The sequence below is a fragment of the Microbacterium sp. M1A1_1b genome, assembly GCF_053345565.1.
Map to the genome: position 1 here is coordinate 582,783 of NZ_JBKFAJ010000001.1, position 13,319 is coordinate 596,101.

The 13,319-nt window shown below is 72.0% G+C and carries 13 protein-coding genes; 5 read left to right on the forward strand and 8 right to left on the reverse strand.

The features are described from left to right. Positions 1-144: 144 nt before the first annotated feature. The 6 genes from ACLBWP_RS02800 to ACLBWP_RS02825 all read right to left on the reverse strand — a co-directional run bounded on the left by ACLBWP_RS02800 (position 145) and on the right by ACLBWP_RS02825 (position 5,975). Positions 145-888 (reverse strand): FAD:protein FMN transferase, encoded by a 744-nt coding sequence (locus ACLBWP_RS02800; RefSeq protein WP_447653944.1) that lies wholly within the window; start codon positions 886-888, stop codon positions 145-147. Then, a complete protein-coding gene (locus tag ACLBWP_RS02805; protein WP_447653945.1) occupies positions 885-1,403 on the reverse strand; it encodes an FMN-binding protein in 519 nt (172 codons plus the stop codon). The genes ACLBWP_RS02800 and ACLBWP_RS02805 overlap by 4 nt, the downstream gene beginning before the upstream one ends. Continuing rightward, a complete protein-coding gene (locus ACLBWP_RS02810) occupies positions 1,400-2,842 on the reverse strand; it encodes a ferredoxin reductase family protein (protein WP_447653946.1) in 1,443 nt (480 codons plus the stop codon). The genes ACLBWP_RS02805 and ACLBWP_RS02810 overlap by 4 nt, the downstream gene beginning before the upstream one ends. A gap of 122 nt (positions 2,843-2,964) precedes the next feature. Continuing rightward, positions 2,965-4,329: a sensor histidine kinase gene (locus tag ACLBWP_RS02815; RefSeq protein ID WP_447653947.1), complete on the reverse strand. Its 1,365-nt coding sequence runs from the start codon at positions 4,327-4,329 to the stop codon at positions 2,965-2,967. Further along, positions 4,329-5,009, reverse strand: coding sequence for a response regulator transcription factor (locus ACLBWP_RS02820; protein ID WP_243563939.1), 681 nt, complete (start codon positions 5,007-5,009; stop codon positions 4,329-4,331). The genes ACLBWP_RS02815 and ACLBWP_RS02820 overlap by 1 nt, the downstream gene beginning before the upstream one ends. Before the next feature lie 195 nt (positions 5,010-5,204). Further along, positions 5,205-5,975: an SDR family NAD(P)-dependent oxidoreductase gene (locus ACLBWP_RS02825; RefSeq protein ID WP_447653948.1), complete on the reverse strand. Its 771-nt coding sequence runs from the start codon at positions 5,973-5,975 to the stop codon at positions 5,205-5,207. A 125-nt stretch (positions 5,976-6,100) separates the two neighbouring features. Between ACLBWP_RS02825 and ACLBWP_RS02830 the strand changes: the two genes are divergently transcribed. Next, positions 6,101-6,688 carry an acyl-CoA-like ligand-binding transcription factor gene (locus tag ACLBWP_RS02830; protein ID WP_447653949.1) on the forward strand — a complete coding sequence of 196 codons (588 nt, stop codon included), beginning with the start codon at positions 6,101-6,103 and terminating at the stop codon, positions 6,686-6,688. Between the two features lie 48 nt (positions 6,689-6,736). On the opposite strand, the gene ACLBWP_RS02835 is transcribed toward ACLBWP_RS02830, so the two are convergent. Beyond that, positions 6,737-7,276, reverse strand: coding sequence for a TetR/AcrR family transcriptional regulator (locus ACLBWP_RS02835; protein WP_447653950.1), 540 nt, complete (start codon positions 7,274-7,276; stop codon positions 6,737-6,739). A gap of 84 nt (positions 7,277-7,360) precedes the next feature. Between ACLBWP_RS02835 and ACLBWP_RS02840 the strand changes: the two genes are divergently transcribed. Then, complete coding sequence (locus tag ACLBWP_RS02840; protein WP_447653951.1) at positions 7,361-7,810, forward strand: DoxX family protein; 450 nt, start codon at positions 7,361-7,363, stop codon at positions 7,808-7,810. Between the two features lie 141 nt (positions 7,811-7,951). On the opposite strand, the gene ACLBWP_RS02845 is transcribed toward ACLBWP_RS02840, so the two are convergent. Then, positions 7,952-8,932: a TerC/Alx family metal homeostasis membrane protein gene (locus ACLBWP_RS02845; protein ID WP_447654247.1), complete on the reverse strand. Its 981-nt coding sequence runs from the start codon at positions 8,930-8,932 to the stop codon at positions 7,952-7,954. Positions 8,933-9,140: 208 nt separating this feature from the next. Between ACLBWP_RS02845 and ACLBWP_RS02850 the strand changes: the two genes are divergently transcribed. The 3 genes from ACLBWP_RS02850 (at position 9,141) to katG (ending at position 13,279) form a co-directional block, all read left to right on the forward strand. Then, positions 9,141-9,695 carry an RNA polymerase sigma factor gene (locus ACLBWP_RS02850; RefSeq protein ID WP_447653952.1) on the forward strand — a complete coding sequence of 185 codons (555 nt, stop codon included), beginning with the start codon at positions 9,141-9,143 and terminating at the stop codon, positions 9,693-9,695. Then, positions 9,692-10,591 (forward strand): hypothetical protein, encoded by a 900-nt coding sequence (locus tag ACLBWP_RS02855; protein ID WP_447653953.1) that lies wholly within the window; start codon positions 9,692-9,694, stop codon positions 10,589-10,591. The genes ACLBWP_RS02850 and ACLBWP_RS02855 overlap by 4 nt, the downstream gene beginning before the upstream one ends. A gap of 417 nt (positions 10,592-11,008) precedes the next feature. Then, positions 11,009-13,279 carry a catalase/peroxidase HPI gene (gene katG, locus ACLBWP_RS02860; RefSeq protein ID WP_447653954.1) on the forward strand — a complete coding sequence of 757 codons (2,271 nt, stop codon included), beginning with the start codon at positions 11,009-11,011 and terminating at the stop codon, positions 13,277-13,279. Positions 13,280-13,319: the final 40 nt, after the last annotated feature.

The window sequence follows — 13,319 nt, forward strand, 5'->3', positions numbered from 1 at the left end:
GCGCCCGGCGCGTCGCGGGTGCGGGGGCGGACGGTGCGGTGTTGCTTGCTCGGTGCGAGGTTGGTTCCCCGCACCAGGCGGTCAGCCGCGCACCGGGCACGAACCTCGCACCGTGCTCCGGGCCGTCGACCTCGCACCGAGCGGTCAACCGCGCACGGTGCTCGGGGCCGTCACCGCCTCGGTCGCGCGGCCCGGCGTCGCCCACACCCGGCCGTCGGCACCGAAGGCGATGACGTCGACGTCCTCGTCCGCCGTGAACCCGGCCAGGTCGGTCTCGTCACCGGCGACGATCGCGGTGGCGAGCACGTCGGCCGTGACGATGTCGTCGGCGACCACGGTGGCCTGCACGAACGTCGGCACAGCGCGTCGCCAGATGTGCTCACCGCGCTCGGCCGTACCGGACGTGGCCACCGCACGGCGGGGTGCCGCGAGCGGGACGACCGCGACCACCCGCTGTCGGTCGGCCGGGTCGACGATCCCGACGCTCCACGGCTGGTCCTCGTGCTGCCCGCGGACCAGCACGTCGCCACCGACGCCGAGCATCCAGTCGTGTCCCTGGGCGTCGAGCACGGTGCCGGCGTCGCGGATGGCCATCGCCTTGACGACCCCGGACAGGTCCACGACGCCGTCTGGGCGGTGCGGGGTGAACGCCCCGTGGGTCCGGTCGCGCCACTCCAGTGCGAGCGCGTACGTCGCACGGACCTGGTCCGGGGTGTCGCGCAGGCGGAGCGCACCGTCGGCCACACGGCTCAGCACGGAGCTGGGGTCGTACAGGCTGTACCGGTGGTCGTACCCGGCGAACACGCTGCGGACCTCGGCCGCGGTGGCGTCGTCGGCACCGCGCAGGCTCACCACGGTGCCCATCGTCGGGAACGTCCGGACGCTCACAGTCCCGCCTGGTCGATCGCGGACTGCAGCGAGGTGACGTACCCGTCGCTGGTGTAGGTCGCGCCGCTCACCGCCTGGATCTTCGCGGACTGGGCCTGCAGCGCCTCCTGTCGAAGGATCGGTGCGGCCTGCTGACTGATCGCGACCGAGCGGCCGCCGTCGTTCGTCAGCTGCAGCGCCGTCACCTCGGTGATCTTCCCGCCGGCCACGGTGATCTGCACCTGGACCGGGCCGTACCGGGTCTGGGCGGTCGTGCCGGTGAACGTGCCGGACGCGGTCGACGACCCGGACGAGGTACCGCCGCTCGAGGTGCCCCCGGACGTGCCGCTGCCGGACGAGGTCCCGCCGCTCGACGTGCCGCTGCCCGACGCGCTGCTGCCGTTCGACGTACTGCTGCCGCTCGACGTGCTCGGCTGCACCGGGGTCGTGACCGCCGGCTGGGCGCCGAGCTGCCAGCCGATGACCAGGACCGCGGCGGACGAGACGATCCCGCCGGCCACCATGCGGGCCCTCACGACGCGAACCGTTCCTGGTGGATCTGGTGTTCGGGGACGCCGGCGAACCGGGCCTCGCGGACGACCAGGTCCGCCCACGCCTGCGGGCCGCACACGTACAGGTCGGACTCGAGCAACCGCGGGAACACCGAGCGCAGCGTCACCCCACGTCGGACGTCGTCCTCGGTCATCCAGCTCTCGCGTGACCGGGCACGCGGTCCGACCATCGTGGAGCAGGCGCTGCCGGTCGAGGCAGCCAACGCAGCGGTCTCGTGCCACAGGTACTGCTGGTCGGCGTCCGTGCCGCGCAGCAGGACCGTGGCCTCGCCAGGTCGCAGGTCGGTGTCCTCGAGCAGCGCGCGGACCGGGGTGATGCCGATCCCCGATGCCACCAGCGCCAGGAAGGGGGCCGTCCGGGCTCGCGTGGTGAACAGGCCGTAGGGGCCCTCGAGCGACACGACGGCACCGGGAACGATGCGGCCGAGCCGGGCCGACCCCGCGCCGAGGTCACGCACGGTGATGCGCGCGGTGCGGGCACCGGGGACGGCGGAGAACGAGACCGGGTGGGCGTGCCACCAGGTCCGGGCGGTCCAGAACCGCCAGACGCCGTACTGCCCGCCGCGCACACCAAGCCGGTCGAGGTCGCGTCCGGTCAGGTGGATCGACACCACGCCGGGCGCGATCGGCTCCACCGCGACGACACGGATCCGGTGCCGCAGGGACACCACGACGGGCATCAGGAAGCGGTACACGACGATGAGCCCGAGCGCGACGACGTACAGCGCGATCCAGTACACCCGCTGCCAGGTGCCGTTCGCCAGGACGCTGCCGACGCTGAGCATGTGCGGCAGCGCCACCAGGACCGCGGCGTAGCTGAGCAGGTGGATGGCGTGCCATGCCTCGTACGGCAGTCGGCGACGGACGGCGACGAGCGACGTCGCGACGACGGCGACGAACAGGCCGAGCCCCAGGTACGCCAGCGGCATGTCCGGAGTGGAGAACAGGGCGATCGTCTCGGCGATCGGGTTGGTCCGGTCGGCCGCGCCGTAGCCCAGCGTGAGCAGCAGGCCGTGTGCCAGCAGCAGGTACAGCACGGGCTTGCCGAGCGACCGGTGCACGGCGATCGCGGTGTCCTGTCCGAAGGTGCGGTCGATGAGGGGGACCCGGGCGGCCAGCACGAGCATGACCAGCACCAGGTCGGTCGCGATCAGCCCCGCGACGATGCCCGCGTCGGTCAGCCAGCCGCTGATGCCCGACACCGTGTGCGACCCGGGCGAGGCCAGCCAGAGCGCGACCGCGGCAGCAGCCGACGCCCAGGCCAGGACGCCGAGCAGGTCGCCGGCGGCCGTGCGACGACGGCTGGCTCGACGGCGGCGACGAGCAGCGACGTCGAGCGGCTCGGCAGCGGGTGGGACCGCGTGTCGGACGGCGGTGCGGGTGGGGCGAGCGGTGTCGATCATCGTCGCGCTCCTGTTCAGCAGGGGATCGGGTGACACACAGCCTGAGGAAGACTCCTATGCGTCGACCGGGAACGGACGGTGTGCATCGTTCGAGACCTCGAACGATGCGCCACTGCGAGCCGTCAGGCGGTGGGCAGCCGCACGACGGCGACCGCTCCCCCGCCGGGTGCGTTGCCGAGCGTCGCGGTCCCGCCGGCCCGCTCGGCGACCGCGCGGACGAGCGCGAGCCCGAGCCCGCTGCCGCCGAGCCGGGAGCGCCGGGCCTCGTCCGCACGGGTGAACCGGTCGAACGCGCGCGGGAGGAAGTCGGCCGGGACGCCGGGACCGTCGTCGGTCACGCGCAGGACCAGGCCGAGCCGGTCCTCCTGGCCGAGCGCCACCCGCACCACGCCCCCCGCACTGCCGGCGGCGACCGCGTTCGCGACCAGGTTGTCGACGACGCGCGCGAAGGCCGCGGTGCTGATCGCGTACTGCGTGTCGTCGTCGGGCACGTCGACGTCGAAGTCGATGTCGCGGTCCTCGACCCCGCCGAGCGCGCGGGCGCGGTCCACGCTGCCCATCAGCTCCGTCACCAGGTCGCGGGCGGGCGTGGTCGGCTGCGGTCCGCCCTCGTCCAGCCGGCTGAGCTCGAGCAGCGTGTTCGCCAGTGCGACGAGCCGGCCCGCGTCGACCTCGGCAGCGCTGAGTTCGCGTTCGAGTGCCTCGGCGTCGCCGGACTCACGGTGCGCCAGCTCCAGCCGCGCGGTCAGCGCCGCCAGCGGGGTCCGCAGTTCGTGGCTGGCGTCCGAGACCATCTGTCGCTCGCGCGCGGCGTCCGCGCGCTGACGGTCGATGAACGCGTTGAGGGTCCGCGCCAGGTGGTCGAGCTCGTCGGCCGACGTCCCGACGGGCAGGTGCCCGCCGCTGCGGCCCGCGCTGATGTCCTCGGCGGTGCGTCGCAGCCGGGCGACGGGACGCAGCGCCAGCGTGGAGAGCAGCCAGGCCGTGCCCGCGAACGCCGCGACGGCGAACAGCACGCCGACCACCAGGGACCGGTCGACGCGTTCCAGGGTCTCCTGCCCGGCGCGGCCGTCGTGGGCGGCCCAGACGACGAAGCGCCCACGGTCGTTGACGACCGGGGTGCCGACGACCGTGACGGCCCGACGGTCGGTGTGCAGGCGCAGGGTGACGTCGTCGCCCGGCACCGTCGTGGGCAGCACCCGGCGGATGTCGGCGGGCAGGGCGTCGACGACCCAGCTTCCGTCGGCACGCCGGATGCCGACCAGGACGTCCTCGGCCGGACGGTCAGGCGGTTCATCCGGGTTGTTGCGCAGGTCGGAGACGAACGGTGCGGCGTCGCCTGCGGCCAGGGACCGGTCCGTCGCGAGCGTCGCCTGGCGGATCTGCAGGTGCAGCACGCCGGCCACCCCGGCGAGCACGACCGCGCCGATGAGCAGGCTGCCGAGCGTGATCCGCGCGCGGATGGACAGGCGCCTCAGGAGCCGCATCACGCGGAGCCGACCTCGAGCGCGTAGCCGACACCGCGCACGGTGCGGATCGACACGTCTGCGCCAGAGGCGGAGAGCTTCTTCCGTACGTAGCTGACGTACTGGTCGACGATCGTGGGGTCGAAGTGCTCGGCACTCCCCCAGACCTCCTGCAGCACCTCGGCCCGCGACCGCGTCGCTGGGCTGCCCTGGATCAGGAAGCGCAGCAGCGAGAACTCCTTGACGCTGAGCGGCAGGTCACGCCCGTCGACCGATGCCCGTACAGCGACCACGTCCAGCCGGACCCGTCCCGCCGTCACGACGGTCGCGGTGCCGGCGGCACGACGTCGGAGCTGCGCCCGGATCCGGGCGTTGAGCTCGGCGATCGCGAACGGCTTGGTCAGGTAGTCGTCGGCGCCGGAGTCCAACCCGAACACCCGGTCGTCGACCGCGTCGCGTGCGGTGACCAGGATCACCGGCAGGTCCTGTCCCATCTCGCGCAGCCGCCGGCAGACCTCGAACCCGGTCATCTCGGGCAGCATCACGTCGATGGCGGCGGCATCGAAGACGTGCTCGCGGGCGAGCACCAGCGCCGCGACGCCGTCGGTGGCGACCGTCACGGTGTGGCCCTCGCTCGTCAGGCCACGCTCGACGAGCGCGCCCATCGCGGGGTCGTCCTCGACGACCAGGATCGCTGCCATGTCCCCAGCCAACCAGCATCCGGGCCGGGGTTCGTGTGAGGTCTCGAACGACGCGCTCCCGGTCCGGTCGGTGCGCGGTTGGTAGGTCGGTGCGAGGGTGTTTCCCCGCCCAGAGCCGTCAACCGCGCGCCGAGTGGGAACTGCGCACGGTGCTGCCGCGCACCGTGCTCAGACTGGAGGCGCGGCTCGCGTCCGTCAGACCACCGACCATCCGCCGTCGCTCGGCAGCACCGCCCCGTTGACGTTGGCGGAGTCGTCGCTCAGCAGCCAGGTGATCGCGGCGGCGAGCTGCTCGGGCTGCGCCACCGGTGGGATCGCGACCTGCATCAGCGGTCCGACGCGTCCGGCCGCGTACTCGCTGCGCATCGGCGCCTCGATGTTCGTCGCGACCGCCCCCGGTGCGACGGCGTTCGCGCGGATGGCCTGCGGCCCGTGGAAGAACGCGACGCTCTTGGTGAAGCCGGCGATCGCGTGCTTCGACGCCGTGTACGCCGCTCCGGCCGCCGACCCACGCAGCGCTGCCTCGGACGCGACGTTGACGACCGCGCCCTGCCCGGCGGCGATCATGCCCGGCAGGACCGCGCGGGTCAGACGCATCGGCCCGGTGACGTTGACGCTGAACACGCGGTCCCACGTGGCGTCGTCGACCTCGCTCGGGGGCAGGAAGGCGTCCATGATGCCCGCGATGTTCGCCAGGCCGTCAACGCGGTCGCCCGCCGCGGCGAGCAGCGCGTCGATCGTGTCGGCAGCGGCGACGTCGCCGGCGACGGTCTCGACGGCGAGCCCGTCCGTGTCGACCAGTTCGGCACGCAGCGCATCGAGCCGTTCGACCACGACGTCGGTCGCGATGACCCGACCGCCCTCGTGTGCGATCCGGGTCGCCGTGGCGCGCCCGATGCCGGATCCCGCTCCGGTGACGATGATGGTCCTGCCGGTGAACCGTCCGGTGGTGGTGGTGTCGGTCATGGTGCCTCCTCGATGTGCGACGCGGACTGCGTCGGACGAGATGTGCGACGCGGACTGCGTCGGACGAGATGTGCGACGCGGACTGCGTCGCGACCAGTTGTAGCACTCAGTGCCGAAAGGGAGCGATGAACCCGACGAACGACCGTCCCACGGGCCGTCCGCGCACGATCGACCCCGACGCCGTGTCACTCATCGCGCTCCGGCTCTTCGACGACGACGGGTTCGACGCGGTGTCGATGGACGACGTCGCCGCGGCCGCCGGGATCAGCCGTCGGTCACTGTTCCGCTTGTTCCCGAGCAAGGCCGCACTGGTGTGGGGTGGGCTGGACGAGTTCGCACTGCGGTTCACCGACGCCCTGCAGCGCCGCCCGGCTGCCGAGTCCTCGGGGGTCGCACTGCGCGCCGCGTACCTGGCCGCCGCATCGTTCGACGACGACGCCCTCGAGGTCACGCGGCACCGCCTGCGCGTCATCCGCGCGAACCCATCCCTGGAACGCGGTGGCGAGGCGACGGTGACGTCCCTGACGGACACGATCGTGCGGTTCGTCGCCGAACGCGAAGGTCGACCGACCGACGACCTGGCCGTCACCGTCCGCGCGCATGCCGTCGCCGCTGCGGCCAGTGCCGCGCTGACATGGTGGGCACTGCACGACGACGGCAGTCGACCGGCGCAGGCCATGGAGCGCGCGTTCGACGTCCTCGCGATCGGCTGAGACGACACGGCCGCGATGCACACGGGGCGGCGCTGCGCCGGGACCGCGTCAGTCGCTGAACAGCAGCGGGCCGATGCGCCGCACGAGTGCGCGGGGGTCGACGTTTGGGTGGGAGCGGTCGAGCGCGCCCGCCTGGTGGAGCGCGACCAGACCGTGCACCAGCGCGAAGGCCGCCAGCGGCGCATCGGGGTCGTCGTGGCCGTGCGCGGCGATCCGGCCGACCAGCACGTCGTTGCTCGCCGAGCGTGCGGCCTGCAGCTCCGGGTCGTCGGGGTCGACCGCGTCCGCGTCGAACATGACCGCGTAGTGACCGGCGCCGACCCCGGTGCCGAACGCCACGTACGCCTCCGCCATGTCGAGCAGCGTCGGCGCCGACTCGAGCGCGGCCGCCAGTTGCCGGAACCCCTCCGCCGCAACGGCGGTCAACAGGCCACGACGGTCACCGAAGTGGTGCGTCGGCGCCGAGTGGGACACCCCTGCCGAGCGGGCGAGACCCCGGAGGGTCACCGCGGCGACGCCCTGGTGCGCGATCGTGTCGGCCGCCGCGGCGACCAGGACCGCCCGCAGGTCGCCGTGGTGGTAGGACACGCAGTCACCCTAGTCGCGATCTGGACGTTGACAAGATGACGGTCGGTCCGTCACCATCTTGACAATGTCCAGATTGGAGATCGCGTGCTTCCGTTCATCGTCCTGCTGGTGACGTCCGCCGCTGCGTGGCTGGTCGGTCGCGTTGCGCCGTTCACCGCGTCCGTTCCGGCCGCCGTGGCCGTCGGGCTCGCCGCGATGTTCCTGCTGACGGCCAGCGCACACTTCGTGCAGCCCCGGCGCGACGGCCTGGTCGCGATCGTCCCGCGCGCGCTGCCGAACGCCGCAGCACTCGTGACGGTGAGTGGACTCGCCGAGGTCGTCGGAGCGATCGGCCTGCTGCTCCCCGCCACCCGGTCGGTGGCAGCGGTCGCACTCGCGGTGCTGCTGGTCGTGGTGTTCCCCGCGAACGTCCGCGCCGCCGGCGCGCGCCGGCACCCAGCCTCGCCCACGACGCCGCTGCCGCTCCGGACCGTGCTGCAGGTCGTGTTCACGGGCGCATGTCTGCTCGTCGCGATCGGTTCCGCCGGCGGCTGAGGCGCGCGTCACGCACCCGGCACCGGACTGGAGGCCCGCGGCGGGCTGGCACCGAGCCTCCAGTCCGCCAGGTGTCGGACCGGAGGCCCGTGGCGGGCCGGCACCGGGCCTCCTGTTCGTCAGGTGGCCCGGTGCGGCGCTTCAGCTGCCGGCTGACCCGCGGTCCGTCGGCTGCGTCTCCGACGCGGACTCGTGGCGCATGCGGAGCAGGCTGGCGAGGGTCGCGACGCCGATCGACGCGATGATGACGACCAGGGACGTGATCGTCGTGATCTCCGGCGCCCACGCCACCGGACGGCCGCCGTTGATGAACGGCAGCTCGTTCTCGTGCAGGGCGTGCAGCACGAGCTTGACACCGATGAACGCCAGGATCACCGCGATGCCGTACTTCAGGTAGACGAGCTTCTCGAGCAGGCCCCCGAGCAGGAAGTACAGCTGCCGCAGGCCCATCAGCGCGAAGACGTTGGCGGTGAACACGATGAACGCGCTCTCGGTGATGCCGAAGATCGCCGGGATCGAGTCGAGCGCGAACAGCAGGTCGGTCGTGCCGATCGCGATGAGCACGACGAGCATCGGTGTCAGGTGCCGGACGCCGTCGTGGGTGGTCCGGAACTTGATCCCGTCGAACGAGTCCGTGATCCGGACTCGGCGACGCAGCTGCCGGACGATGAAGCTGTCCTGCTGGTCACTGTCGTCGTCGTGGTCCTCACGCACCTGCTGGATGGCGGTCCAGATCAACCACGCCCCGAACAGGTAGAAGATCCACGAGAAGTCCTCGATCAGCTGGGCGCCGAGCAGGATGAACACGCCGCGCAGCACCAGCGCGATGATGATGCCCATCATCAGCACCGACTGCTGGATCGGTTTCGGCACCGAGAACCGCGCCATGATGATGACGAAGACGAACAGGTTGTCGATGCTCAGGCTGTACTCGGTGAGCCACCCGGCGACGAACTGCCCCGCCGCGTCTCCCCCGGCGACGACGAGCATCACCACGGCGAACACCAGGGCCAGGCCCACGTACAGCCCGACCCACAGCCCGGACTCCTTGACCGTCGGCACGTGCGAGCGCCGCGCGACGAGGAGCAGGTCGGCGAGCAGGATCAGGACGATCGCGATCATCGACCCGACTTCGAACACGACGGGCAGGTCAGGCACAGGACTCCTCGTTGCTGGCGGAGTGTCCATGATGTCGTGGTGACGCGCACGACGCGAACCGTCAGGCGGTGGTGGTCGCGAGACGCACCGGCTCGACGCCCCGCGCCGAGCCGCCGGACCACCAAGCTGGGTCCGTGGGGAACCGATCGCGACGCTGCGGACATCGTCAGGCATGAACCAGAACTCGGGTGACCGCGCCGACTGGGCGCTCGCCGTCCTCGGCGACGGACGGGCGTTCGGCCGGGTGTTCGACCGGCACGCACCACGGCTCCGGCGGCACGTCCGCGCGCTCGTGCCCGCGCCCTCGGACGCCGAGGACGTCGTCGGCATCGTCTTCCTGCACGCGTGGCGCAAGCGCGACCAGGTGCGCTTCGTGGACGACTCCCTGCTGCCGTGGTTGCTCGTCACGGCGACCAACACGGCGCACAACCTGACCCGCTCGGCACGTCGTCACCGACTGTTCCTGGCGCGGTTCCCGGTCGAGGTGCACGCCCCCGATCCCGCCGACGACTTCTCCGACGCCGAAGCGGTGTCGGCCCTGGGCGGACTGTCGCTGTCCGACCAGCGGGTGCTCACCCTGTGCGTCATCGAGGGGCTCTCCGAGCGCGAAGCGGCCGAGGCACTCGGTGTTCCGCCCGGCACGGTCAAGTCCCGTCTCCACCGGGCGAAGGCCCGGCTCCAACAGCAGTACTCGGCTTCAGCGACCCCCCTCGGAGGCACCCTGTGAACGACCGCGAGCTCTCCCCACGACTCACCGCGATGCGCGACGCCATCGCCGCCCAGGTCGACGCCACGGGCGCAACCGCCGGCCCGCGGCGTCGTCCCCGCCCGACCCGCACGACCATGATCGCCGTCGTCGCCGCGTTCGTGCTCGGGTCCGGCTTGACCGGCGCGCTGACGGCCGCGGCGCTGCCGGGGATCAACGGCGACACCGCGCTCGAGACCGAGCTGGCGACGTCGACGCGGTACCAGGTCGAGCAGGGCAACCACGCCACCCTCGTCGGCAGCCCGGTGTTCCGGACGGACCACGGCGACGCGACGATCCCGCTCGGCCGCGCCCCGGAGCGTGCCGACCGCGTGACGCTCTCGTGGACCTGCCGTGACGCGACCACGCTCACCGTCACGGTCGACGGCACGGTGGTCGGCGGTCCGACCCGTTGCCGCCCGGGTTCCTCGACACCGGAGTGGGCCATGCAGCCCCTGTCGGCATCCCGTCGCGCCACGGTCACCGTGACGTCGTCCGACGCGTCCGCCCAGTACGGGGTGTGGCTGTCGTGGGCGAAGGCGGCGACCATCGCGCGGCCGTCGGCCCAACAGGCGGCAGAGACCGCTGACGGGGTCGTCACCCAGGACGAGTACACCGCCGCGTTCAACCGGTTGCAGGCCTGTATGACGCAGGCTGGGATCCCGACGGGCACGACGCCGCTGTCCTGGTTCAAGGACGGACTGTGGAGCAGCAGACCGTCCGGGCAGGGCCCTTGGTACCTGTACTCGACGCCGTCGGACGGCCTGGACGTGTTCGACACGCAGTGTTCCCCGCGGGAGTTCGCCGACGTGGACGCGATCTGGCAGCAGGAGCACCCGATGCCGGTCGACCCGCCGGCGCAGCCCTCGGACGGGTGAGCGACCGGGCGCAACGTGAACCCCCTCTCAGGCGATCCTGGCGCGCGATCGACGCGCCGGGAAGACCCGAGAGGCCCTCGTGACGACACCTGGTGCCCGTTCGGGTCGGGCACCAGATGCGCACGTCGGACCGGCGCTGCGGTGCGCCGACCCGCAGGCCATGGTCCCCGTCGCACCCCACCACCGCCGCTTCGTTCGAGGTCTCGAGTCTCGGGACGCGCTTCGCGGACGGTTCTCCCAGGGCGACGGCGAACGGTGGGGTGTGGACGCGTCGCCACGGGGCACCTGGCGCGTCCCGCCGCACGACGAGGAGCAGCCGTGACCGATCACCGAACCGCACACACCGACGGGACCTCCAGCGGAGGGAACCCAGCCGACGGGACCGACCCCGACGGCACCAACACCTGCAGTTTCCACATGGGGGGTGCACTGCCTGCGGGCGGTGACCACCAGGGCGGCACGTTCGGGCAGTCCCCGACCCTGTCCGACTGGTACCCGCAGCGGCTCCGCGTCGAGCTGCTGCACCGCAACGGCATCGATGCCGATCCGCTCGGCGCCGACTTCGACTACGCGGCCGCCTTCGCGACGATCGACCTCGACGCGCTGAAGGCCGACATCAAGCAGCTGCTGACGACCTCGGTCGACTGGTGGCCGGCGGACTACGGCAACTACGGCCCGCAGATGATCCGGATGGCGTGGCACGCCGCGGGCACCTACCGCATCGCCGACGGCCGCGGCGGCGCGGGGACCGCCATGCAGCGGTTCGCGCCGATCGGCAGCTGGTGGGACAACGGCAACACCGACAAGTCCCGCCGCCTGCTGCAGCCGATCAAGCACAAGTACGGCAACGCGCTGAGCTGGGCGGACCTGATGGTCCTGACGGGCAACTGCTCGCTGGAGCTGATGGGCCTGCCGACGTACGGGTTCGGCGGGGGCCGACTCGACGCCTGGGAGCCCGACGACGGCACGTGGTGGGGCCCCGAGGTGTGGAACCCGCACCAGGCGCACACCCCGGACGAGATGGTCAGCCGTGACGAGCGGTGGACCGGGCAGAACGGCGACGCGGACTACGACCTGCAGAGCCCGCTCGCCGCGTCGCACCAGGCGCTCATCTACGTCAACCCGGAAGGCCCGTACGCCAACGGCGACCCGATGGGCTCGGCGCGCGACATCCGGATCACGTTCTCGCGGATGGCGATGAACGACGAGGAGACCGTCGCGCTGATCGCCGGTGGCCACGCGTTCGGCAAGAGCCACGGGCAGGTCCCCGCGTCGGACATCGGTCCGTCGCCGGAGACCGCGCCGATCGAGTCGATGGGTCTGGGCTGGCACAACCCGGTCGGCACGGGCAACGCCGAGTACACGTCGACGAACGGCATCGAGGGCAGCTGGACGCCGAACCCGACCCAGTGGGACAACACCTACCTGGAGAACCTGTTCCGCTACGACTTCGAGCAGACGAAGAGCCCGGCCGGTGCCCTGCAGTGGACCCCGACGGACCCCGACGCGCCGAAGACCCCGGACGCCCACGTGCCTGGGCAGATGAACCCGCTCATGATGATGACGTCGGACATCGCGCTCAAGGTCGACCCGGCGTACCGCGAGGTCTGCGAGCGGTTCCTGGCCGACTTCGACCTGTTCACGACGGCGTTCTCGAAGGCCTGGTACAAGCTGACCCACCGTGACATGGGTCCGAAGCACCGGTACCTGGGCCCCGAGGTGACGATCGCGGACGACCTGCTCTGGCAGGACCCGCTGCCCGAGGCCGAGGGCACGCCGCTCGACGACGCCGACGTCCAGGCGCTCAAGCAGGCGGTCCTGGCGTCCGGGCAGTCCGTGTCCGACCTGGTGTTCACCGCGTTCTCCGCCGCGTCCACCTACCGCGACAGCGACAAGCGCGGCGGGGCGAACGGCGGCCGGATCGCGCTGTCACCGCAGAAGGACTGGGCCGTCAACCGACGCACCGTCCCCGTGGTACAGGCCCTGCGCACCGTGCAGGCGGACTTCGCCGGCACGTCCGGCAAGCACGTCTCGCTGGCGGACCTGGTCGTTCTGGCCGGCTGCGCGGCCGTCGAGCAGGCAGCACGCGCGGCGGGCTCCGACACGACCGTGCCGTTCACGCCCGGTCGCGTCGACACCACGCAGGAGCTGACGGACATCGAGATGTTCGAGTGGCTGCGCCCGGTGGCCGACGGGTTCCGCAACTTCGTCTCCGACCGCTTCGCCGAGTTCGCGCCCGGGGTCGCCCCCGAGGCCACGTTCCTCGACAAGGCGAACCTGATGACGCTGACAGCGCCCGAGTGGACTGTGCTGACGGGCGGTCTGCGGGTGCTCGGGGCGAACTGGGACGGCTCGGACGCGGGCGTCTTCACGGACCGCGTCGGGGTGCTCACCACGGACTTCTTCGTGCACCTGACCGACACCGACCTGGTCTGGACGAAGACCGACGACACCGAGTCGACCTTCGCGGGCACCGTGCAGGCCACCGGCGAGCACCGTTTCACCGCGACGCGCAACGACCTGGTGTTCGGCTCGAACGCGCAGCTGCGCTCGGTCGTCGACGCCTACGCGGGCAGCGACGGCCAGCAGCGGTTCGTCGCGGACTTCGTCCGCGTGTGGGACAAGGTCATGATGCTCGACCGGTACGACGTCAAGGGCCACCGTCGGTACGGACCGATGGCGGCGTAGTCGCGAGCACAGATCGGACGGGAGGCCCGGTGCCAGCTGG